At 45.7% G+C, this 21,490-nt stretch carries 18 protein-coding genes and 1 pseudogene; 2 read left to right on the plus strand and 17 right to left on the minus strand.

The genetic code is table 11. The features are described from left to right. Positions 1-35 precede the first annotated feature (35 nt). The 11 genes and pseudogenes from LKD42_RS08080 to LKD42_RS08130 all read right to left on the minus strand — a co-directional run bounded on the left by LKD42_RS08080 (position 36) and on the right by LKD42_RS08130 (position 13,325). Positions 36-749 carry an NAD-dependent protein deacylase gene (locus LKD42_RS08080; protein WP_248835371.1) on the minus strand — a complete coding sequence of 238 codons (714 nt, stop codon included), beginning with the start codon at positions 747-749 and terminating at the stop codon, positions 36-38. Between the two features lie 50 nt (positions 750-799). Continuing rightward, positions 800-1,591 (minus strand): class B sortase, encoded by a 792-nt coding sequence (gene srtB / locus LKD42_RS08085; protein WP_248835372.1) that lies wholly within the window; start codon positions 1,589-1,591, stop codon positions 800-802. Continuing rightward, positions 1,592-2,749 (minus strand): sensor histidine kinase, encoded by a 1,158-nt coding sequence (locus LKD42_RS08090; RefSeq protein ID WP_248835373.1) that lies wholly within the window; start codon positions 2,747-2,749, stop codon positions 1,592-1,594. Further along, positions 2,739-3,434 carry a VanR-ABDEGLN family response regulator transcription factor gene (gene vanR / locus LKD42_RS08095; RefSeq protein ID WP_248835374.1) on the minus strand — a complete coding sequence of 232 codons (696 nt, stop codon included), beginning with the start codon at positions 3,432-3,434 and terminating at the stop codon, positions 2,739-2,741. The genes LKD42_RS08090 and vanR overlap by 11 nt, the downstream gene beginning before the upstream one ends. 174 nt (positions 3,435-3,608) lie before the next feature. Continuing rightward, a complete protein-coding gene (asnS, locus tag LKD42_RS15380; protein ID WP_243871942.1) occupies positions 3,609-5,000 on the minus strand; it encodes an asparagine--tRNA ligase in 1,392 nt (463 codons plus the stop codon). A gap of 246 nt (positions 5,001-5,246) precedes the next feature. Beyond that, positions 5,247-6,176: pseudogene (locus LKD42_RS15385) on the minus strand (Mbeg1-like protein); the annotation flags it as partial. A gap of 66 nt (positions 6,177-6,242) precedes the next feature. Further along, positions 6,243-8,300 carry a beta-propeller domain-containing protein gene (locus tag LKD42_RS08110; protein ID WP_248835375.1) on the minus strand — a complete coding sequence of 686 codons (2,058 nt, stop codon included), beginning with the start codon at positions 8,298-8,300 and terminating at the stop codon, positions 6,243-6,245. 15 nt (positions 8,301-8,315) lie between these two features. Further along, positions 8,316-8,786: an RNA polymerase sigma factor gene (locus LKD42_RS08115; protein WP_147632871.1), complete on the minus strand. Its 471-nt coding sequence runs from the start codon at positions 8,784-8,786 to the stop codon at positions 8,316-8,318. 116 nt (positions 8,787-8,902) lie between these two features. Then, positions 8,903-11,365 (minus strand): hypothetical protein, encoded by a 2,463-nt coding sequence (locus tag LKD42_RS08120; RefSeq protein WP_248835376.1) that lies wholly within the window; start codon positions 11,363-11,365, stop codon positions 8,903-8,905. Beyond that, complete coding sequence (locus LKD42_RS08125; protein ID WP_248835377.1) at positions 11,366-12,517, minus strand: class I SAM-dependent methyltransferase; 1,152 nt, start codon at positions 12,515-12,517, stop codon at positions 11,366-11,368. A gap of 250 nt (positions 12,518-12,767) precedes the next feature. Beyond that, on the minus strand, positions 12,768-13,325 hold the full coding sequence (locus LKD42_RS08130) for a hypothetical protein (protein WP_248835378.1): 558 nt from the start codon (positions 13,323-13,325) through the stop codon (positions 12,768-12,770). Positions 13,326-13,557: 232 nt separating this feature from the next. On the opposite strand from LKD42_RS08130, the gene LKD42_RS08135 reads away from it, so the two are divergent. After that, positions 13,558-14,796 carry a DNA polymerase Y family protein gene (locus LKD42_RS08135; protein ID WP_248835379.1) on the plus strand — a complete coding sequence of 413 codons (1,239 nt, stop codon included), beginning with the start codon at positions 13,558-13,560 and terminating at the stop codon, positions 14,794-14,796. Between the two features lie 4 nt (positions 14,797-14,800). Here LKD42_RS08135 and LKD42_RS08140 read toward each other — a convergent pair whose 3' ends face one another. Genes LKD42_RS08140 through deoD form a run of 4 tightly spaced genes read right to left on the minus strand, consistent with a single transcriptional unit; the run spans position 14,801 to position 18,231 of the window. Continuing rightward, complete coding sequence (locus LKD42_RS08140; protein ID WP_248835380.1) at positions 14,801-15,406, minus strand: flavin reductase family protein; 606 nt, start codon at positions 15,404-15,406, stop codon at positions 14,801-14,803. A 15-nt stretch (positions 15,407-15,421) separates the two neighbouring features. Then, positions 15,422-17,080 carry a putative manganese-dependent inorganic diphosphatase gene (locus tag LKD42_RS08145; protein ID WP_248835381.1) on the minus strand — a complete coding sequence of 553 codons (1,659 nt, stop codon included), beginning with the start codon at positions 17,078-17,080 and terminating at the stop codon, positions 15,422-15,424. Positions 17,081-17,096: 16 nt separating this feature from the next. Next, the gene (locus LKD42_RS08150) at positions 17,097-17,501 is read right to left on the minus strand and encodes a cytidine deaminase (protein WP_022118373.1); all 405 of its coding nucleotides are present in this window, start codon (positions 17,499-17,501) and stop codon (positions 17,097-17,099) included. A 16-nt stretch (positions 17,502-17,517) separates the two neighbouring features. Beyond that, positions 17,518-18,231, minus strand: a complete 714-nt coding sequence (gene deoD, locus LKD42_RS08155) for a purine-nucleoside phosphorylase (RefSeq protein ID WP_248835382.1) — start codon at positions 18,229-18,231, stop codon at positions 17,518-17,520. 207 nt (positions 18,232-18,438) lie between these two features. Here deoD and LKD42_RS08160 point away from each other — a divergent pair, with 207 nt between their 5' ends. Further along, complete coding sequence (locus LKD42_RS08160) at positions 18,439-19,443, plus strand: S1 RNA-binding domain-containing protein (RefSeq protein WP_248835383.1); 1,005 nt, start codon at positions 18,439-18,441, stop codon at positions 19,441-19,443. A 317-nt stretch (positions 19,444-19,760) separates the two neighbouring features. On the opposite strand, the gene LKD42_RS08165 is transcribed toward LKD42_RS08160, so the two are convergent. Next, a complete protein-coding gene (locus LKD42_RS08165; protein ID WP_022118370.1) occupies positions 19,761-20,297 on the minus strand; it encodes a cob(I)yrinic acid a,c-diamide adenosyltransferase in 537 nt (178 codons plus the stop codon). A gap of 100 nt (positions 20,298-20,397) precedes the next feature. Beyond that, entirely contained in the window at positions 20,398-21,453 is a 1,056-nt protein-coding gene (locus LKD42_RS08170) for a PTS sugar transporter subunit IIC (protein ID WP_248835384.1), read from the minus strand. Positions 21,454-21,490: the final 37 nt, after the last annotated feature.

Below are 21,490 nucleotides of genomic sequence, written 5' to 3' on the forward strand. Positions count from 1 at the left end.
AATGATCTCATATATTCTTACAGATCGTTATATGTTCAGATGCCGGCAAATACTTTTCCGATTGGTTCCTGGATCACCAGATCTGCATTTTTATCCTGCGATGTAACACTCATATTGATCACGACCAGTTTATTTCCTCTGTAATAATCAATCAGTCCGGCTGCCGGATAGACGATCAGGGATGTTCCGCCGATGATCAGCATATCTGCATCCTGGATCGCCTGAATGGCTCTTGCCATGACGGTCATATCAAGCCCTTCTTCGTAGAGCACCACATCCGGTTTGATCCTTCCGCCACAGGAACAGGTCGGCACACCTTCTGCATGAAGCATATATTCTGCATCATAAGATTTTCCGCATTTCATACAGTAATTGCGATGCACGCTTCCGTGAAGCTCCAGCACTTCTTTGCTTCCTGCCGCCTGGTGCAGTCCGTCGATATTCTGCGTGATGACTGCCTTTAATTTTCCGGCCTTTTCAAGCTCTGCCAGCTTTTTATGTGCCATGTTTGGCTTTGCATCCAGGCAGAGCATTTTATTTTTGTAAAAACGATAAAATTCTTCCGGGTTTCGCATGAAAAAACTATGGCTCAGAATGGTTTCCGGCGGATAATCATACTCCTGGTGATAAAGTCCGTCCGTACTTCGAAAATCAGGAATCCCGCTTTCTGTCGAGACACCGGCCCCGCCAAAAAATACAATATTATTGCTTCTATTGATGAGTTCTTTCAGTTTTTCTGTGCCATTCATACAAATCACCCTTTCATACCCAAATTATATGATGCCAGAGGCAAAATCTCTTACACTGCCTTGTAGGTTTCGATCAGCTTGCCCTGCACGAGAAATCTTGTCTCGGAATTTCCGGTACAGGTAGAAAGTGTCACGATTTTATCATCGCTTGTCACTTCGATGTCACGTTTCAAAACGGAACGTTCAAAACAGGAATCAATATATTCTTGAAATTTCTTTTTGTCGGAAAACTGAAGCTGATAGGTTTCGCTTGTCGCACCGACTTCCTGGCAGGAGAAAATTTCGTATTTATAAATCTTCTCCGGCGTATATACCCAGAAATATGCATCCGAGTCAAACACTGCCTGATCGCGGAATTGTTTTAATTTTCCGAACATGGAAAGATTTCGCATATTGTGTCCGTAAATGATCGTGTTCGGATCGGAAAAATCTTTTTTGCAGCCGTGATCCATAAAAATACATCCGGCAATATTCGGCTGATTTTCAAAGGTATTGTGCAGATAGTAATCGTTATCCTTGCCCTGCGTGACCGGATAACTGATATCGATCGCACCGACCTTCAGCCAGGCGATAATATCCTCATTCACGGCTTTCAGTCCGGTAAAATCGATCGGATTTTTCATCGTCGGCTCCGCCGCATCCGTGTTGATTTCTTCAAACATACCCTTTTCATCAATATATTTATTCTCCAGTGCATGATACTCATCACTGCCCTTTTTATATTCCTGATAAATCGAAAGCAGCTGATAGCCGGAATAACAGAACACGCCAAGTGCCACGATCATGATCAGCGTCCGGATCACATCTCCGGCGGTACGCTTCTTTTTCTTGTTTTCTTCCATTTAAATAACACCTCCCGATTGCCGCTGTCCCTTCGGCAAAAGTCGCTTCAGACGCACCACAAAACGGGTGGACTGAATGTCACTAAAAGCTTCGATCGTTCCTTCATGCAATTCCACGATCTCTTTTGCCACCGAAAGTCCAAGTCCGGCTCCTCCGGTCTGGCTCGATCTGGAATTGTCCGCACGGTAGAACTTTTCAAATACGGTCTGCAGTTTCTGTTTCGGGATCGGCTCACCCTGATTAGAAAATACGATGACAACGGCAACACCTTCCCCGTATGCACGCACATCAATGTTTGTGCCGCGGTAACTATAGGCAACCGCATTTCGCAGAAGGTTATCAAACACACGGGCAAGTTTGTCCGGATCACCTTCTACCATAAGATCTTCTTCCGTATAAATATTTCCGGTCAGATTGTTATCGGCAAACACGGCATAAAATTCATCCATGATCTGCTCCAGCATCAGTGAAAGATTGATGGTCTCTTTCTCCAGACGGATATTCTGGAGATTGAACTTTGTGATCTCAAAAAATTCGCTGATCAGTTCACTTAGACGGATCGCCTTGGTGTGTGCGATATGGATATATTTTTTGCGTTCTTCCGGCGGCATATCCGGTTTTTCGTCCAGCATACTTAAATACGCGATCACAGATGTGAGAGGCGTTTTGAGATCGTGTGCCAGATAAACGACCAGATCATTTTTCCGCTGCTCACTTTCCTGTGCCATGCGTTCTTTCCGTGCCAGCGTCATTTTCATGGTATTTAATTTCTCTGCGATCGGCTCCAGTTCTGTTTCCAGCTCGATCGGCTGTTTTGAATTTGATAAAACATTGTCGATCCCATCTCCGATGTTTTTCAGATAATTAGCAGTCTTTGACAGTGCCGCATAATATCCGACCAGAAACAGCAGCATAAATCCGATCCACTGAAACACATCCCGGTTTGCCCGAAATATATTCTGATAGATCACATCTGCTTCTGCCTGCGAAAGATTCATTTTCATCAGAATACCGATGATCAGGTTTAAGAGCTTTCCCTGAAACAATCCGTCAAGGATCAGTGTGACGATCATTTTTCCGACCACCAGGCTCATCATCATAATGCCCATCGTCTGCAGCATCATTTTCCATTTCAGCCTGCGATATTTATTTTTCAACGCGGTATCCCACTCCCCATACGGTCTTGATAAAATTACTCTTGCCGGCCGGTCCGCTCATCTTTTCTCTCAGGTGACGGATGTGGACCATAACCGTATTGTTGCTGTTTTTATAATATTTTTCTTTCCAGACTTCTTCAAACAGCCGCTCAGAACTGATGACCTGCCCGCGGTTGTCACACAGCAGCCAGAGGATATCAAACTCAATCGGTGTTAAAGTCAGATGCTTTTCATTGTAAATACACTCATGCGTGGTACGGTTCAGAAACATATTTCCAAAATCAATCACATCTTCCTGTGCCCTTCCGCCTGTATTGTACTTGGTAAACCGACGCATCTGTGCTTTGACACGTGCAATCAGTTCCAGCGGATTAAATGGCTTTGCCATGTAGTCATCTGCCCCGAGCATCAGACCGTTGATCTTGTCCATATATTCTGTTTTTGCCGTCAGCATAATAACCGGAAAATTATATTTTTCACGGATTTTCTGAAGAACCTCAAATCCATCAATATCCGGAAGCATCACATCCAGAAGTGCCATATCCGGTGCTGCTTTCTCAATCGATACAAGTGCATCTTTTCCTGTATAAAACTTTTCGACCTCAAAGCCTTCGTTTTTCAGATACAGTTCAATAACATCTGCGATTTCCTTTTCGTCATCAACCACTAAAATTCGGTTTCCCATTTCTGTACTTTCCTCCTGATACAGCTTGCACCCACTTTTCAAGTCGAACACAGGCAAAACCTGGTATGCGGTTCTGCGAAGCCTTAATTGTGCAAGAGTCTGAACTCCACCCAAGATTACAGACACCCGGCTCTGTCAAGAAAACCGGGTGCCGCCTGTAAGACTATGCTTTTATTAAAGTTCGCAGTTTCCTACTGTTCTCGGGAACGGGATTACGTCACGGATGTTTGACATACCGGTCAGGTACATAACGCAACGTTCGAATCCAAGTCCGAAACCTGCATGTCTTGTAGATCCATATTTTCTCAGATCCAGATAGAATCCATAATCTTCTTCCTTCAGTCCCAGCTCATTCATGCGTGCGAGCAGTTTTTCGTAGTCGTCCTCTCTCTGACTTCCGCCGATGATCTCACCGATACCAGGCACAAGACAGTCCATAGCAGCAACGGTTTTTCCATCTTCGTTCAGTTTCATGTAGAACGCTTTGATCTCCTTTGGATAATCTGTTACAAATACCGGACGTTTGAAGATTTTCTCAGTCAGGTAACGCTCATGCTCTGTCTGCAGATCACATCCCCAGGATACCTTATATTCAAATTTATCGTTATTTTTCTCAAGCAATTCGATTGCTTCTGTATAAGTAACGTGTGCAAACTCGGATTCCACTACATGTTTCAGACGGTCAATCAGTCCTTTATCGACAAAATTGTTGAAGAACTGCATTTCTTCCGGTGCATTTTCCATGACATAGCGGATCACATATTTCAGCATGGACTCTGCAAGGATCATGTCATCTTTCAGATCAGCGAATGCGATCTCCGGCTCGATCATCCAGAATTCTGCTGCATGACGTGTTGTGTTGGAGTTCTCTGCACGGAAAGTCGGTCCGAATGTATAAATGTTGCGGAATGCCTGTGCAAAGGTTTCGCCATTGAGCTGTCCACTTACGGTCAGGTTGGTCTGTTTTCCGAAGAAATCCTGGCTGAAATCTACGCCGCCCTGCTCTGTTTTCGGGATGTTATTCAGATCCATAGTTGTTACCTGAAACATTTCGCCCGCACCTTCGCAGTCACTTCCGGTGATCAGCGGAGTATGCACATAAACGAAATCTCTCTCCTGGAAGAATTTGTGGATCGCATAAGCGGTCAGGGAACGTACACGGAACACTGCCTGGAACGCATTGGTTCTCGGACGCAGATGTGAGATGGTACGCAGATATTCAAAGCTGTGACGTTTTTTCTGAAGTGGGTAATCCGGTGCGGAAGCTCCTTCTACCACAACTTCGTCTGCCTGGATCTCAAATGGCTGTTTTGCTTCCGGTGTCGGGATCAGCGTACCGGTAACGATAACGGCTGCTCCTACATTCAGTTTGGAAACCTGTGCAAAGTTTTCCATTTTATCGTGGTATACGATCTGCAGTGTCTCAAAGAAAGTACCGTCATGCAGCACTAAAAATCCAAATGTCTTGGAATCTCTGACGCTTCGAAGCCATCCTCCTACTGTAATCTTCTGATTTAAATATTTTTCCGTATCACGGTAAATTTCTCTTACTGTTACCAATTCCATTTTATAAACTCCTTTGTTTTCCATTTTTACAGCAGAATCTGGTTCTGCCGTTTTCTTACTGCTCTCAGTATATCCTAATCTTTCCGACGGTGCAAGCAGGATATGGAAAAGCTTGCGTACATTTCGCTTTGTTTTTGCCTCCAGACCATGAAAAATGTTCAGCATCTTCATCATTTTCTGTAAACGGTTCTGCGTAAAATCCATAACCGTGTCTGCCTGAGTCGCTTCAATGATCTCAAAAAGGGCATCCACGATCTCCTGCTGCTCCTCAGGAGAATACGATGCGATCCACTCATTGATCTGCTGATTTTTCTTTTCGGTCGCCGGGTTAATCTCTTCTTTGTATACAAAATCCCCTTCTTTTACTACCCAGGTGAACATATCATGCTGCAGCACACCTTTCCCGGAACTTTCCACAACCTGATAACTTCCCGCAGTATGCAGAAGCATGCCCACAAAGGAATCCTGCGGAACCATTTTGATGATCTTCTTTTCGATCCGAAGATAACCTTCTTTCCGGTAAATATCTTCCCGGAAACCCGGCCCGTCAAAACAGTATACGGCTCTGATCCGGTCCTGGATCTGCGGTTCTGTCTCCATCGCTGCAAAGACTGCCTCATTGCCGCCTTTGGAATGTCCGCCAATCATCAGCGGGGCATCGCCGGTGTATTCTGCAATGTGCCGCAGATAGAGCCTTGCCGCCGTCTGCGACGGAATCGGGCTTTTCAGTGCCATATCAAAATCTTCTCTCCAGCCGACGATCGTCTCATCTGTCCCGCGAAATGCCACATACACCGTTCCGTCTTCCAGCAGAAATGTAACTGCCGAGAACTGCATCTGCATTTCTTTGTCCGTGAGATTGGTGTAATAATTGAGCCGCATTTTTGCAAAACGCCTGCTTCTGGCAACCGCCGCATAGAGCCTGCGATTGTCTTTTTCGTACCAGTCTGACACATACAGACTGTTGTATTTCGGATGTTTGCGAAGAGAACGCATCGTCACTCCTCTGATGTCATTTCCATCCATTTTTTCGACAAGATCCGGCACCAGATCCTGAAATTTAAAATAAGACAGCTGACACAAGATCAGACTGTCTACGTGGGAAAAAGGTCTTTCCCCGAAAGAAAGACCTCCATATTCCTTTAAATATTTTAATGTATTATCCGTAAGTTTCATATTCTATCACCTGCAGATTTTAAAGATAAAAGCTTTCCGTTCACCGATTTCTGTGAACTGCCGCTGTCAAAGTTCCAGTCTTCCGACTTCTTTGTAATCGTTTGCCATGTCATAAATACGGATCTGTCCGCCGCCGACCAGATAAAAATTATCGCCGATAAAACAGCCCCGGACTTCCTGAAGTCCGTTGTAAGAGTAGCCATAGTAAGAATCTCCGAGATTTTCCGTGAAGACATTTTCAAATCCTTTTTCTTCATCATAGCAAAAGACCATATAGCTGGAATCACACATGAAGCCAAAAACATTTTTTTCCGTATCAATCATCGCCGCTTTGTAATTGTAGAACAGCGGGCAGTCGTAAGTGTCTTTGATCACAAACTTGTGCAGCTGTTTTACGTTGGACGGATCGGATACATCAAACATCGCAAGTTTGATACCTGTATAAGCTCCTGTCTCCGGATCAACTTCGTTGCCCACACCGAGCAGTTTGTTTTCTCCGTAAAAATGCAGATACGAGGAAAATCCTGTGATTTTCAGTTCTCCAAGTATTTTCGGATCAGACGGATCGCTTAAGTCAACCGAAAACAGCGGATCTGTATTGCGAAATGTCACAAAATATCCGATATCACCGAGAAATCTTGCGGAACGGATGTCTTCTCCTTCTGCCAGATCTCCAATGTTTCCGCAGACCTGCATCGCATCATCCAGCACATAGAGTGCATTTTTCTGTGTCTCCCCACTGTAGTCTGTCAGAACAACTCTGAGATAACTGTTGTACTCATTCATAGAAAAACTGTCGTTCAGAGAACCTTTTAGATCTGCCGCACCTTTTGCCTGGATCTTCCCTTTCTGGCAGGAGAATTTCAGAATCTGTGTCATCGTCACATCACTGCTCCAGTTTGTGTTGCTGATATAAATATTATTCTCACTTACATAAAAATTCTCCGCTGCAGATACAACTGCTTTCTGATCTATGATCGCATCCGGTTTTCCGGTGCTCACAGAAGAGATTACCAGGCAGGAAGTACTGTTCTGATACTCCGGAAGAAAAATATCCGAGGACTCCATTCTTGCACCATTTACTGCCGGAATGTACTCATCAATTTCCGATGCATCGCTGACCTGCGGATCAAACTGCGTAAACAGATAAACGATATCGCCGTTTTTTCTGGAAGTGCTGTAGTGTCCCTGCTGCTGAACCACACCGGTGAGCTGCGGCTGGGAACGATCGGAAATATCATAGGTGTAAAGTTTTGTATAATTTTCCGTATCCGCCGTGTAAGTATCTTCTTCAGCATCACTGTTCAGCGTAGTCTTGCTTCCGGTCACGATCAGGCTCAGTGTGTCGCCGTCCACGTACATTTCCTGCGGTGTCTCATTCAATGCATCCAGCATGATCGTTCCCTCTGTCTGCAAAGCCTTGTCTTCTGCACGGATCAGACGGACACTGCCGGTTGCTTTCATCACATACAGATATTTACCGTCTGTTTTGACTACATCTGCTTCATCCACGCCTGCTTCCTGCAGATTCGTCTTCGAATAAGAAAGTCCCGCTCCCGCATTTGTCTCCGAGTTTCCCATATCCATGGCCGTCATCGCCGAATCTTCCACAATATGCTCGTTTGTCGTACCTCTTGCCAGCTCTGCTGTCTCATACCCGCCATATCCGCTTTCTGTTTTTTTCAGGGCATCAAAAATCTCCTGATAACTCTTTGCACCGGCAAAAGCATAATTACCGGATTCAACATCCGCTGACGTCTGGGCCGTCGTTGTTTTTTCTGTTGTTGCTTCCGTTGTATTTTCTGTTGTAACTTCAAAAATTTCTGTCTCACCTGTCGCTTTTGTACTCTGCGATGCGTCTGCAAGCGACATCGTTCCGGCTTCATTCTGGCTGTTTTCGCCATTTGTGCCGGAAAGTCTGGTAAGACCCGTCACCCCTCCGATGATCGCCAGTGCGAAGACTGCCGCAACTGCTCCCCACTGGGCATATCTTCGAAACCGGCTTTTTTTATCCACCGGCTGTTCTTCCAGCAGACGTTTAATCTGCTCTGGATGGATTTCTTCCGGTGCATCGACATTTTCACCGGATTTTTTTATCATATCCAAAATCTTTTTTTCATCCATACAATCCAACTCCTCTCACTCACTAAGCATCTGCTCCATTTTCTTAAGAGCACGGCTTTTCAGAGAACGCACGGTATTCTCATTCATTTCCAGCATGGCGGCAATCTCTTTTCCGGTATATCCGCCAAACAGACTGGAAGAAAGTATCAGACGTTCTTCGTCATTTAATTTATAAAATGCCGCCCGCACATCCATATCTTCGCTCGTGTCACGTTCCCGCCATGCCAGATCGGCCGGAAGCTCCACGGCACGGTTCAGATAGGATTTCAGCTTCTGTCTGCATTTGTTGGCAAGAATCCGGAAAATCCAGGCACGAAAAGCATTTTCGTCTTTTAACCCTTCAATCCCCTTCCAGGCATCCAGTACTGTCTCACTTACAACATCTTCTGCTTCATGCCTGTTTTTCAGGGTATATAATGCAAATCGAAACATATCCTGATATACTTTCTCGTATTTTGCAGCAAAATCTTCTGCATTTCGCTCCATATGATCACCCCATTCTTTTTATGCTCAGGAGGCGTTCCGTCTGCAGCCTTCCCGCCTCTCATCTATACAGTGTCATTTTTTTCGTGTTTTGTTGCATGGAAAATTTTTTTCTGTTTTTACTCCTCAAGCGGATCAAAATACGTGATAAACTGATTTCCGGCTGCTTCAAACATATCGGCACTTTCTTCCAGTCCGTAATAATAGGTCTCGGCTTCTCCCGGTTTTAACAGAATCGTATTGTACTGGTCATATCCGGCAATGATCACAACGCCGTCTGCTGTTTTTGCCAGAACCGGCGTGCCCTCGCTTACATAATACAACACACTGTCGAGTGTACATCCGGTCAGGTCAAGTACCTGTTTGCCGAGATTTTTTGACAGTTTTTTGATGTTCATCTTACCGCTTAAAATCACATCCGGAAACGTACTGATATCCAGCTTGCAGGTGGTCTGTTTGTTGCCTCGCTCCCAGATCAGCTGCTGTTTGTTGTTTACCACAACGCCAAGTTGATCATCTGCTCTCTGTACCGCCTCACTGATCGTGGTGTACATGCTGTCGAGATGACCTTTCGCATAGACATAGTAAAGTTCTTCTGTCTGTTTTTGGGCCGGAATCGATACTTCTGCAACCTCTTCGCCTTCTGCCTTGACCTGTTTTGCATAAAGGATCTGCGGTGTTGTACCTTCCTCGATCGTCTCACCCGTTTTCAGAATGGTTTCTGTCTGTTTTTTGTCGCTTTCTGCATACGCAAATCCATAAGCCGCTTCATCGTCCGCACTGCTGTTTACGATGTGATCCTGGCTGGTCTCTGTATAGCCGCGTTTCGTTTTCTTGACACGGTCCAGCGTCAGCAGTTTGTCATTTACGCTTCCGCCGATCACGTAACAGCCGTCCGGCTCATAAGTCTTTAATGTCTCTCCCGCAGAATTTACGATCAGTACTTTGTACATCGGGAATACTTCGCTTCCTTTGTCTTCTGTGTCAATATCCGAACCCTTCGCCACGCCGTACACCAGGTCAGAATCGATAAATCCGATTGGCTGCAGACGTTCATCACTGTCGCAGGTAAATGCAGTATCGTTTCCTGTTTCCAGATCACGCAGATTCAGCGTAGAAGAATCGTATTTTTCATTTTCCTGAAGCCATGCAAATTTTCCTCCGGTGGAAGAGCCGACATAACATCCGCTGCTTAAGTTGGAAAACTGTTCTGTCACTGAATTATCTGTGATATTGATATCGTAAAAACTTCCTTCCAGTGTCAGATAAAAATGTGTCCGATCCGCTGACATATAACCCAGATTTTCGACATCTTTATCCAGCAGGGAAAATGCTTCCTGTGTTTCCACGTAAAGTCGCTCCGTGATGCTCGTTGTCGCTGCATCGTAAGTATAGACCGCAACGCCGCACTCTCCTTCATGTTTGCCACGGTTCATATAACCGCACAGAAGGAAGGTCATATTTCCGCTGGAATCTATATTTATGATGCGGATATTATTTTCATCATAAATATCTCTCGCATCCAGCTTTCCATTCTGAAGGAAACTGAACACCTGCGTCAGCTTTTTCGTCCCCGTTTCATAAAGCCACAGGGAACCCTGCTGTGCAAATGCAAAATATTTTTTGTCGGTATCACTTTTGTAGGTCAGATCCCGGCTGTTGATGCCAAGGCGGATACCATTTGTCACAAGAATCGAATTTTCCGGATCAAAAATCTCATTTGTATCACGCTCAAAATCAAGCAGCATGACCTGCGATTCTGCGTATCGCATACGGTAATATTCTGTCACATGATACATTTCCATATCCTCGGTATCACCGGTGGCTGTGATCACATAATCCATTTCCAGTGTTGCCGTGTTTTCGTTTAATTCCTTGATGCTCGGGATTGGTTTTAAATATGCCTGCGGCGTGAGCTTTCCCCACATCAGCTGTGCACCGGAACTGTGGATGTCCATATGGGCAAGCGTTGTGTTATCGGCATCTTCATTTGGCTCGATCGTCTGTGAGATCATTCCGTCTTCATCATTCCCGTTTAAACATCTCTCATAAAATCCGGTTGCAAAATTCAGGTAGTTTTCTGTATTCAGGTTCGCCTGGTTGATAATGCGTGTGTAATAATAAATATCCCTGACACCGGCAGTCACTTTGATCTTCATGATATATTCTGTGTTGATCAGGATCTTATTATTAACTTTCAGTTCTGCCGTCACATAATCATCCTGGTTGCCAAGTGTCGTTACCAGCGTATTTTCCAGTGATTTGCTGCCATCCGCAGACAGTACTTCGTAGCTGACGCTGCTGATCTGGTTTTCAAACGGCTGGATCTGTATATTTACTGTTTTATCATTACTGAGCGGTGTCAGTGTATCCCGCATGGCAATGACATCCATTTCCTGTGCATAACCATGCATACAGTTGATCTGTTTTCCGTTCAGATCAACATAAACCAGCGGAAACGTAGCCTGTGCCATCACTTCAGAGGTATCTGCCATTTTTTTTCCGAGGATTTTGGATGTACCAAAGACAGCCGCCGCAAAAACAAGCACCAGAACTACGATCCTTATCAATATTTTCTTCATTTACATTTCCCCTTTTTCTTTTCTCAAACGTCCAAGCAGCGGATCAACACCAAGAAATTTCTCACAGGCATCCAGTTCTTTGATCTCATATGGTTTTCCGGTTTTCACTGCTCTTATAAGAATATTTTTCGGAGTATGCTCCATATCAATAAACTCAAGGATCTGCACCTGATATCCGGCTTCTTCCAGTCTTCCTGCCCGGAGTGCGTCCGTCACAAGTGCAGCGATCCGCTCCTTGATCAGACCATATTTCAGAACTGGTTTCAGAATCTCATTTTCCATCTGTTTATTCAGTTCATGCTGACAGCAAGGCACAGACAGGATTACTTTTGCATCCCATTCCAGAGCCTTCTCCAGGGCATAATCTGTGGCCGTATCACAGGCGTGCAGCGTCACAACCATGTCCACTTTGGAAACGCCCTCGTAATCTGCAATATCTCCGGTCAGAAAAGTCAGTTTATCATAGCCGTATTTTTCCGCAAGGGCATTGCAGCGTGCGATCACATCTTCTTTCAGATCCAGTCCGATCACACGGATATCATAGCCATTTAAAATCTTCAGATAATAATAAAGTGCAAACGTCAGGTAAGATTTGCCGCATCCGAAATCCAGAATCGTAAGCTCTCTGCCCTTTTCCATCTGTGGCAGGATATCCTGCACAAACTCCAGGAAACGGTTGATCTGGCGAAATTTGTCGTATCTGGCATGCACGATCCTGCCCTCTGCAGTCTGCACTCCAAGATCAATCAGAAACGGCACCGGAATCCCTTCCTCCAGAATGTAATGTTTCTTACGATTGTGCATCAGAACCGGTGCATCCAGTTTTGTCACACTCTTTTTACGTTTGATCGTCACTTTTCCCTTTTTGCTGATCAGAACTGTGATCAGCTCGTCCTGCATCTGGATCTGAAGCTGCCGGAAATCCTCTTCCATAAATTTCAGAACATCCCCGATCAGCTCATCACGATCGCGGTTGCTGTGAAACTCCTGCTTCCCCTTGCGTGCTGCAGACTGAAACATCAGACTTCCTTTTTGCAGAACCGGCCGGATACGCACTTTGGAAATGCCATCCTTGTCCCTCGCCCCGCTTGCTGTCATATGTATCAGCTTTTCACAGACACACTCCTCCAGCAATATTTTTAATTCTTCCATATATCCTGTACCCTTTCTTTTCAAGTCGAACGCACGTGAGACTTGGTGCGTGATTCTGGTCAGCGAAAGCTGACATATTCTTCTCAGAATCACTGCACATACTCGCGGAGCGTTTATCTCAGTCGGAGATGAGAACTGCTGTATGACCCCAGCAGTCCCCTCCATTGTAATGTCTTTGCTTTAAAACCACAACTTAAATTTTTTTAAACTGACCGCAGTATCCCAGGTTCCACGTGCGTTCGACTTGAATTCAGTATCTCCTGCAGCAATTTCGCCGTCTGCAGCGTCTGCGGTACATTTCCTGATACAACAGCACCTCGATCATATCCCCCAGCCAGTTTTTATGCGGCGGATAACGTCTCCTTACCTCCTGCTGCATGACCATCGCCTGATCCCGGTCATCCTCCTCTTCGACCGGATATTTCTCCTGAACCTTATCATAAATCCGGTTTTTGATCCGCTCAAACATCACCTTATCCGGATACTCATCAAACATCATGCTGCCGTCGTACTCCATCTGGTCACACTCATCCTCCACCACACTTAGAACATCCTTCGCCACCTCCGGATAAAGTTCCTTCATCTTCTTCATGTCCCGCTCATTTTGCATCTCATCCAGATACGCCTGCGGATACATGTTTGCCGGATAAACAGGATAACCACCTGCCATGCCCATCCACGGTGCCATCGGGCTTTCCACCGGCATCATCGCTCCCGGCATCGGATAACCCTGATGATATGACATAAAATTCCACGGAAATTTTTCTTCAAAAGAATCCACGATTGTCTCACTCCACTCGCAAAACATTTGCTATAAAATATGCTTTCCCCTGTGCAGACGTGAAAAAAGTGGTACAATATGATTATTTAGAGCCATGCAGATTTAACATGAATGGACTTTGGGAGCTTGCTCACAAAGGACTATTCTGATAAATCTATATGGCGAAAAGCCATACATGAGCAAAAGGAAAGCCTCTACAGAGGCGATTTTGCGAATGATGTGGCTCTAAATAATCAAAAGCAAACCGAGGTGTCCCCACATGCGTACGATCTTTCATATTGATGTAAATTCCGCTTATCTAAGCTGGACGTCTGTCGAAAATTTAAAAACAGGAAACGGTCCGGATCTGCGAGAAATCCCTGCCATCATCGGCGGCGATCAGAAGACACGCCACGGCGTTGTCCTCGCCAAATCCATTCCGGCAAAAAAATTCGGCATCCACACAGGCGAACCTGTCGTGAATGCCTTAAAAAAATGCCCAAATCTTGTAATGGCACCGCCCAACCACGACCTTTATCATGCGTACAGCTGCCGCATGATGGACTTTCTGCACAGCCTGACTCCTGATATTGAACAGGTCAGCATTGATGAATGTTTCCTGGATTTTACCGGGATTTCCCATCGCTATCCGTCACCTTACGCCGCTGCCAGATACATCAAGGACGAAATCCACGGCCGCTTTGGCTTTACCGTAAATGTCGGTATTTCTTCCAATAAACTTCTGGCAAAAATGGCATCGGATTTTGAAAAGCCGGATAAAATACACACTCTGTTTCCGGACGAAATCCCGCAGAAAATGTGGCCTCTTCCGATCGGAGAACTGTTCATGGCAGGCAAATCTTCCGTGAAAGCTCTGAACAACCTCGGCATCCGCACCATCGGAGAACTTGCTGCCTCAGACCCGAAACTGATCACGCTCAATCTGAAAAGCCATGGAACCATGCTCTGGAATTACGCAAATGGCATCGATAACAGCCCGGTCTGTTCCACCCCGGCGGAAGCAAAAGGGATTGGAAACTCTACCACTCTGTCCTGTGACCTGACAAAAGAATGCGAGGCTGTACCGATCCTGCACTCCCTTGCAGAAAGTGTTGCATCCCGCCTGCGAAAAGCACACAAAAAAGCCGGCAGCATCTGTGTGGAAATCAAATACTACGATTTTCAGTCTGTTTCCAGACAAACCCAGATTGATATTCCAACAAATTCTACCGACCTGATCACTCAGACCTCTAAACGGCTCTTCCACGAACTCTGGAATCAGCAGCCCGTTCGCCTGTTAGGTATCCGCACTACCAAACTCGTTGATGAAAACGAGCCCGTCCAGCTTTCCTTGTTTGACCTGGATTTTTCCGATATTTCTGCAAACAAAACAAATGCCAATGCCGATTTTCCGAAAAAACCATCCCCGGAAAAACAGAAAAAACTGGATGCAGCACTTGATTCTATTCGCAAAAAATATGGAAAAAAAGCGGTGACACGAGCAAGTGAGATGGAGTAAAAAACTACCTCTCCACTTTCTTCTTTCTTCTCTTCTGTGGCTTTTTCGTCTTTTTCTTCACAGAATACCCGAACGTCCCAATCTCTTTTCCGAGATCCAGATATTCTCCGTGCGAATATGCGATCAGCCCGCTCTTATTGAGCTGAAATTTTCCATTCTTATCAAGATATTTTTCATCGACATGAACTGCCAGTACTTCTGCGAGGAACATATGGTGCGAACCGAGTTCTTTCTTCTCGGTGATACGGCACTCGATATTGACCGGTGCTTCCGCGATCAGCGGTGCTTTGACCTTCGTTGCTTCCACCGCAGTCAGCCCGGTCTCTTTGAATTTATCGACATCCCGGCCGGAACGTACGCCGCAGTAGTCAGTTGCCCGTGCCAGCTCTTTTGTTGTCAGGTTGATGACAAATTCTCCTGTCTCATCCAGAATATCATACGAATAACGCTGCGGTCTTACCGAAATATAAACCATCGGCGGGTTGGTACAGACGGTTCCCGTCCACGCCACCGTGATGATGTTTGGTTTCTCGCCCTCCCTCTGACAGCTGACCATCACTGCCGGAAGCGGATAGATCATATTTCCCGGTTTCCAGATTTGCTTTGCCATAATTATAATTGCCTCCTATTGCTGCATTGCCGTCATAAAGCTCGGGATCAGCTGTTTCTTTCTGGAAACAACACCCGGCAGGATCACAGACTGCTCGCCTTCCTGCGGCTCTTTGTGGAACGCTTCGCTTACCACATTTTTGCTGTCTCCGCCGTAGAACAGCAGCTCTGTGCTTTCGTTGATAATATCTGTCAGCATAAAGAACAGCATGGATTCTCCGTGGCTTCCCAGAGCCTTTTCCATATATGGAAGCAGTTCTTTCTTGATCTCGGTCAGCTCATCCTCATTTACAGAAGTGATCTGTCCAACGCCAAAGCTGGATTTATTTAACTCAAATTTCTTGAAATCCTGATAGAAGATTTCTTCCGGTGATTTATTCTTTAAGTTGCTTCCCGCTGCAAACATCTCGGATGCCAGCTCTTCGCATTTGACACCGGCGATCTCCGCCAGCTTTTCTGCCGCTGCCTTGTCCATCGCCGTACAGGTCGGAGAACGGAACATCAGCGTATCCGAAAGAATCGCAGAACAGAGCAGTCCGGCAATATTTGGTTCAATCGTCAGATTTTTTTCCTGATAAACCTGATACAGAATCGTTGCCGTACATCCAACCGGCTGATTGCGGAAATAAACCGGAGCCATCGTCTGCAAAGATCCGATCCTGTGGTGATCGATGATCTCCAGAATCTCTGCACTTTCGATGTTGTCAACCGCCTGCGAAATTTCATTGTGATCCACAAGGCAGAGCTGTCTGCGTTTGATACCCAGCAAGTTACGTCTGGAAACCATTCCCACATATTTTCCGTGTTTATTCAGAACCGGGAAATCTCTGTGACGCAGTTTTGCCATGACTTCTTTGATATCATCCGTATAATCGTCAATACTGAATTTCACCAGATTCTCACTGGTCATAAAATGTTTCACCGGCATACTCTGATTGATCAGTCGTGCAACCGTATAAGTATCATGCGGAGAACTGATCACAAAACATTCTCTCTCCTCTGCCAGTCGGCGGATCGTCTTCGAAATCGGAACGCCCATACAGACGATGATGCAGCTCGCCCCCATCTCGATCGCACAAAGCTGAGCTTCATAACGGTTTCCCAGAATCACCAGATCATTCTGCTCCACACTTTGTTCCATCACTTCCGGGCTGGATGCCGCGATCAGCACCTTTCCATCCGTAAAATGTGCATGCTCATTTCCAACGATCATCGTTCCATCTACTGTTTCCAGAATGTTGCGATACGGCGTTCTTGCCTCAGAAAGTGCTGCATTGTTGTAAACATCCATGTACGATTCTGTAATGTCGTTTGTCGTGATCAGACCCTCCAGCTCCTGATTCTGATTAAGGATCGGAAGGGTAAATACATTTTCATTCCGCATCAGCGTCCATGCTTTTTTCAGAGAAATTTTACTGTCCACTCCACCGACTTTACGTACATCCATGTCTTTGACACGCGTACCGACATTCGGCATATAGCCCGGTGTATTCATCTGGAAACGTTTCAGCACATACAGCGTTTCTTCGTTGATCTGACCGGCACGCTTTGCCTCGTAAATAGGATTTTCCTCCGTTCTGTTTTTGATATCTGCATAAGCGATCGCAGAACAGATCGAGTCCGTATCCGGATTCTTGTGTCCGATCACATAAATTTTCCTCTTATTGTTTTCCATAATAGCCTCCATATGATTATAACGTAAAACGCTCTGGCAGTAACTGCTCCAGTGTATAACTTTTCCAGTTTTCCGTATCCTTTGCCAGCAGAATCTCAAAATCTGCTTTGCAGAATTCTGCCATCACCTGACGGCACACGCCGCACGGCGGACAATAATCTCCGGCTTCGCCCCGTTTATTTCCGACAATCGCGATCGCCGTAAAATCCCGCCTGCCTTCTGACACTGCCTTAAAAAATGCTGTCCGCTCCGCACAGTTGCCCGGCGAATATGCCGCATTCTCAATGTTGCAGCCCTGATAGATCTTACCGTCTTCCGTGAGCAGTGCCGCCCCGACCAGAAACTCTGAATACGGTGCATAAGCCTGCTGCTGTGCCAGAAAAGCCTGTCTTACCAGCTCTTTTCTATCTCTGTCATCCATCCTGCAAATCCCTCCGTTATTCAGGTGCGATTTCAAGTGCCAGTTCCATCATATCACGAAAACTCTTTTCACGTTCTGCTGAGTTTGTCGCCTCTCCGGTAACAATGCTGTCCGAGATCGTACAGATCGCAAGAGCCTGTTTTCCGGTTCTCGCCGCATTCATATACAATGCCGCCGCTTCCATTTCCACGGCCAGTACGCCCATTTTCCGCCAGTTCACATCCAGGTTGGAATCGCTGTAAAATGTATCCGAAGAAAGCAGATTTCCGACCATATAATGCAGACCTTCCCTTTTTTCTGCCGCTTCTACTGCTTTTCTCAAAAGTGGAAAAGATGCCGTTGGAGCAAAGCTTCCCGGAAGCTGATACTGTGCCGCAAAATTCGAATTTGTGCAGGCACCGATGCCAAATACCAGATCCCGCAGATGCAGATCTTCCCTGAGTGCACCTGCCGTGCCAATCCGGATAATATTTTCCACATCATAACCATTGAACAGCTCATAAGAATAAATGCCCATTGAAGGCATTCCCATGCCGCTCGCCATCACAGAAACTCTCTTGCCCTTATAAGTTCCCGTATAACCTGACATCTGGCGCACCGAGTTGACCAGAACTGCATCTTCCAGATAATGTTCCGCTATAAATCTCGCCCGCAGCGGATCACCCGGCATCAGTACTGTTTTTGCAAAATCACCCTTTTTTGCCTCTATATGAGGTGTCGGAATATTCATAAGTCCATCCTTTCCGCAGACACCCGTCTGCTCCTGTTTTTATTATTTTAGCATTTTTGAATGTCATGGTCAAAAGTTATTTCCCAAGTTGCTTTACAAATTCATCGCAAAAAGGTATATTGGAATCATATTTTACAGACCCGGCAGCAAGTCTTCCGGTCTGCATCTTTTTGCCTTAACACCACAAAATCAACAGGAGGTATTACAATGTCAGAAGAATTAAAAACATCTGAAGAACTCGCAGCAGAAGCCGAAACTTCGGCTGCTGAAACACCGGGAACCACCGAAACTGCCGCACCGGAAGAACCGGCAGAAACCATGGCTGATTACGCTGAAGAACTGGAAGCTTCTTTCAAACAGATCCATGAAGGCGATATCCTCACCGGAACCGTAATCGGTGTTTCCGAATCTGAGATCACACTGGATCTGAAATACTACACCGAAGGTATCATCCGTCTGGAAGATTTCACAAGCGATCCTGGATTTAATCTCAAAGAAGATGTTCACATCGGTGATGAGATCTCCGCAACCGTGATCCGCAGAGATGACGGAGAAGGCCACATTCTGCTCTCCTCCAAAGAAGCGAATGACATTCTCGCATGGGACAAATTCAAAAAATACATGGAAGAAGGCACCAACCTGACCGTTAAGGTCGGTGGCATCGTAAAATCCGGTGTGGTTGCATACCTGGACGGCATCCGCGGTTTCATCCCGGCATCCAAGCTTTCCCTGAATTATGTAGAAGAAGACGCTCTGAACGACTGGCTCGGCAAAGAACTGGAAGTCCGTGTCATCAATGCTGATGCTGAAAACAAACGTCTCGTCCTTTCCGCAAGAGAGATCCTGCGTGAGAAAGCAGATGAAGAACGCAAAGCAAAAGTTTCCAACGTTCAGGTCGGACTCGTTACCGAAGGAACCGTAGAGACTATCAAACCTTACGGTGCATTTATCAACCTTGGAAATGGCCTGTCCGGTCTGCTGCACGTTTCTCAGATCTGCGAAAAACGTATCAAAACACCGGCAGCTGTTCTGTCCGAAGGTGATACTGTAAAAGTCAAGATCACTGCGATCAAAGACGGAAAACTGAGTCTGAGCATGAAAGCCCTGAACGATGTAGCCGCAGAAGAAGTCGAAGAAGAGACTTTCGAACTTCCGGAGACAGAAGCCGCTACCACAAGTCTTGGCTCCCTGTTCAAAAACATTAAGCTTTGATGTTACGATGAAAAGATGCATACGAATTGTTCTGTACTTTGTACTCCAACAATTCCGTCATGTATTAGTACATTCCAACAAAAAACAGGTCTGTTCAAGACCTGTTTTTGTTATTTTCACACACTTTTCACAGAGCGTTCATATTCTATTCATACATCATTGTTACTATGTAAACAGTTCAAGAGCGAAAGCTTTTGATACACTTTACACAAAGCAATAAATTTTTTCATAATAGCCTCCAATGTACCAGACATTGGGGGCACTCCTCATTTTACGGATATTTTTGTGCCGGATTTCACACACTCTCCGACACGTTTCTATTTTTCAATCCCCATTCTGGATGCCTGACCCTCATCAAACGGATGCTTGATCTTTTTGATCTGCGATACATAGTCTGCCGCAGCGATCATCGCCTCGCTTGGTGTATTTCCGGTCAGGATCACTTCCAGCTTGTCCGGTTTCTTTTTCAGAAAGTCAAGTACCAGCTTTTCATCCAGCAGTCCCGCACTGATCGTATAGATCGTCTCATCCAGAAAAAGCACATCGAAGTCTTCCTCCACCGCTTTCTTTGTCACCTTCTCAAACTGACTGTTATAGAAAGCAAGACGTTCTTTCTTTTCCTGTTCCGTCATCTGAAAGCTGAATTTCTCCTGATCCAGTCCGTTTACGATTGAAACATTCTCTATCTTTTCCAGAATGTTTCGTTCACTCGTCTTGTTGTTTTTCATAAACTGATAGATCAGTACACGGTAGCCATAACCGGCTGCCCGCACACAGAGTCCCATTCCTGTTGTTGTCTTTCCTTTTCCGTCCCCGAAATAAATATGGACAAGCCCTGTTCCTTTTCGATTCATAATTTTTTTATACCTCCTGCATATTTGATCAAATCAGATGCATAGGAAATCTGATACATGATTCTGTCGGAATCACTTTGCAGGAGGCTTAAACTCACTCCTACAGTTCCAGTTTCATATCGCCGTCTTTGATCCAGCCTTTTTTTCTCATAAATTCGGATACTGCCAGTGTGATCACTGCCGGCAGCACAATCTGGAATACCACAATGATGATCATCGTCATGGTACCTCCGATTTCCGGTGCCATCGTCTGATAGGTCATGATCTGCCCTACAAATCCTGCGGTTCCCATACCGGATCCTGTTGCATTGCTCGTCATTTTGACCAGCATTGTGCTGACCGGTCCCAAAACGGCACTGGAAACAATCGCCGGAATCCATATGATTGGTTTTCTTACAATATTCGGCACCTGCAGCATAGATGTTCCAACGCCCTGTGCCAGAAGTCCGGCAACTTTATTTTCACGATAGCTTGCCACCGCAAATCCTACCATGTTACAGCAACATCCAATCGTCGCCGCACCGGCTGCAAGTCCGGAAAGATTTAAAATAATACCCAGAGCCGCAGAACTGATCGGCAGTGTCAGGATCATTCCCATCAGCACGGAAACCACGATTCCCATGATAAATGGCTGCTGTTCTGTTCCCCAGTTGATGATTGCACCAAGTCCGGTCATAAATTTGGAGATCGGCGGTCCTACGATCAGACCGACTGCACATCCGGTTACGATCGTCACGATCGGTGTTACCAGAATATCTACTTTTGTCTTACCGGAAACCAGATGTCCCAGTTCAATTCCTGCAAATGCCGCTACAAATGCACCGAGCGGTTCTCCAGGTCCTGCCAGAACAACGCTTCCGTCAACCAGAAGTGAACCTGCCAGAATCTTACTTGCAAATCCTCCTGTCATGCCGGCCGTTGCCGCAGAAAGCACCACCAGCGGACTTTCCTGATAACGGTGTGCCACACCGACACCGATACCCGCACCGGTCATCGCTGCTGCCATCTTTCCCATGATAAAAAGCATGTCTCCAATGTTTCCACCGATCAGGTTTCCAATCTGTTGGATTATTGTACCAACAATCAGTGTAGAAAACAAGCCCAAAGCCATGCCGCTCAAACCATCAATAAAAATGTGGTTCAGTAATTTTTTCATGCCTTTCTTTCCTCCTCGATAAAGTTTTCCCGGTCAG

The sequence above is a fragment of the Hominisplanchenecus faecis genome (genome assembly GCF_020687205.1).
GTDB classification, from domain to species: domain Bacteria; phylum Bacillota; class Clostridia; order Lachnospirales; family Lachnospiraceae; genus Hominisplanchenecus; species Hominisplanchenecus faecis.

What these genes read in the sequence shown, in the direction of transcription:
- LKD42_RS08125 (WP_248835377.1), bottom strand. Translation starts at nt 12,517, where the DNA reads ATGGAAGAATTAAAAATATTGCTGGAGGAGTGTGTCTGTGAAAAGCTG.
- LKD42_RS08080 (WP_248835371.1), bottom strand. Translation starts at nt 749, where the DNA reads ATGAATGGCACAGAAAAACTGAAAGAACTCATCAATAGAAGCAATAAT.
- LKD42_RS08120 (WP_248835376.1), bottom strand. Translation starts at nt 11,365, where the DNA reads ATGAAGAAAATATTGATAAGGATCGTAGTTCTGGTGCTTGTTTTTGCG.
- LKD42_RS08165 (WP_022118370.1), bottom strand. Translation starts at nt 20,297, where the DNA reads ATGAATCGAAAAGGAACAGGGCTTGTCCATATTTATTTCGGGGACGGA.
- LKD42_RS08160 (WP_248835383.1), top strand. Translation starts at nt 18,439, where the DNA reads ATGTCAGAAGAATTAAAAACATCTGAAGAACTCGCAGCAGAAGCCGAA.
- deoD (WP_248835382.1), bottom strand. Translation starts at nt 18,231, where the DNA reads ATGAATATTCCGACACCTCATATAGAGGCAAAAAAGGGTGATTTTGCA.
- srtB (WP_248835372.1), bottom strand. Translation starts at nt 1,591, where the DNA reads ATGGAAGAAAACAAGAAAAAGAAGCGTACCGCCGGAGATGTGATCCGG.
- LKD42_RS08130 (WP_248835378.1), bottom strand. Translation starts at nt 13,325, where the DNA reads ATGTTTTGCGAGTGGAGTGAGACAATCGTGGATTCTTTTGAAGAAAAA.
- LKD42_RS08170 (WP_248835384.1), bottom strand. Translation starts at nt 21,453, where the DNA reads ATGAAAAAATTACTGAACCACATTTTTATTGATGGTTTGAGCGGCATG.
- LKD42_RS08135 (WP_248835379.1), top strand. Translation starts at nt 13,558, where the DNA reads ATGCGTACGATCTTTCATATTGATGTAAATTCCGCTTATCTAAGCTGG.
- LKD42_RS08110 (WP_248835375.1), bottom strand. Translation starts at nt 8,300, where the DNA reads ATGGATGAAAAAAAGATTTTGGATATGATAAAAAAATCCGGTGAAAAT.
- LKD42_RS08145 (WP_248835381.1), bottom strand. Translation starts at nt 17,080, where the DNA reads ATGGAAAACAATAAGAGGAAAATTTATGTGATCGGACACAAGAATCCG.
- vanR (WP_248835374.1), bottom strand. Translation starts at nt 3,434, where the DNA reads ATGGGAAACCGAATTTTAGTGGTTGATGACGAAAAGGAAATCGCAGAT.
- LKD42_RS08115 (WP_147632871.1), bottom strand. Translation starts at nt 8,786, where the DNA reads ATGGAGCGAAATGCAGAAGATTTTGCTGCAAAATACGAGAAAGTATAT.
- asnS (WP_243871942.1), bottom strand. Translation starts at nt 5,000, where the DNA reads ATGGAATTGGTAACAGTAAGAGAAATTTACCGTGATACGGAAAAATAT.
- LKD42_RS08140 (WP_248835380.1), bottom strand. Translation starts at nt 15,406, where the DNA reads ATGGCAAAGCAAATCTGGAAACCGGGAAATATGATCTATCCGCTTCCG.
- LKD42_RS08150 (WP_022118373.1), bottom strand. Translation starts at nt 17,501, where the DNA reads ATGGATGACAGAGATAGAAAAGAGCTGGTAAGACAGGCTTTTCTGGCA.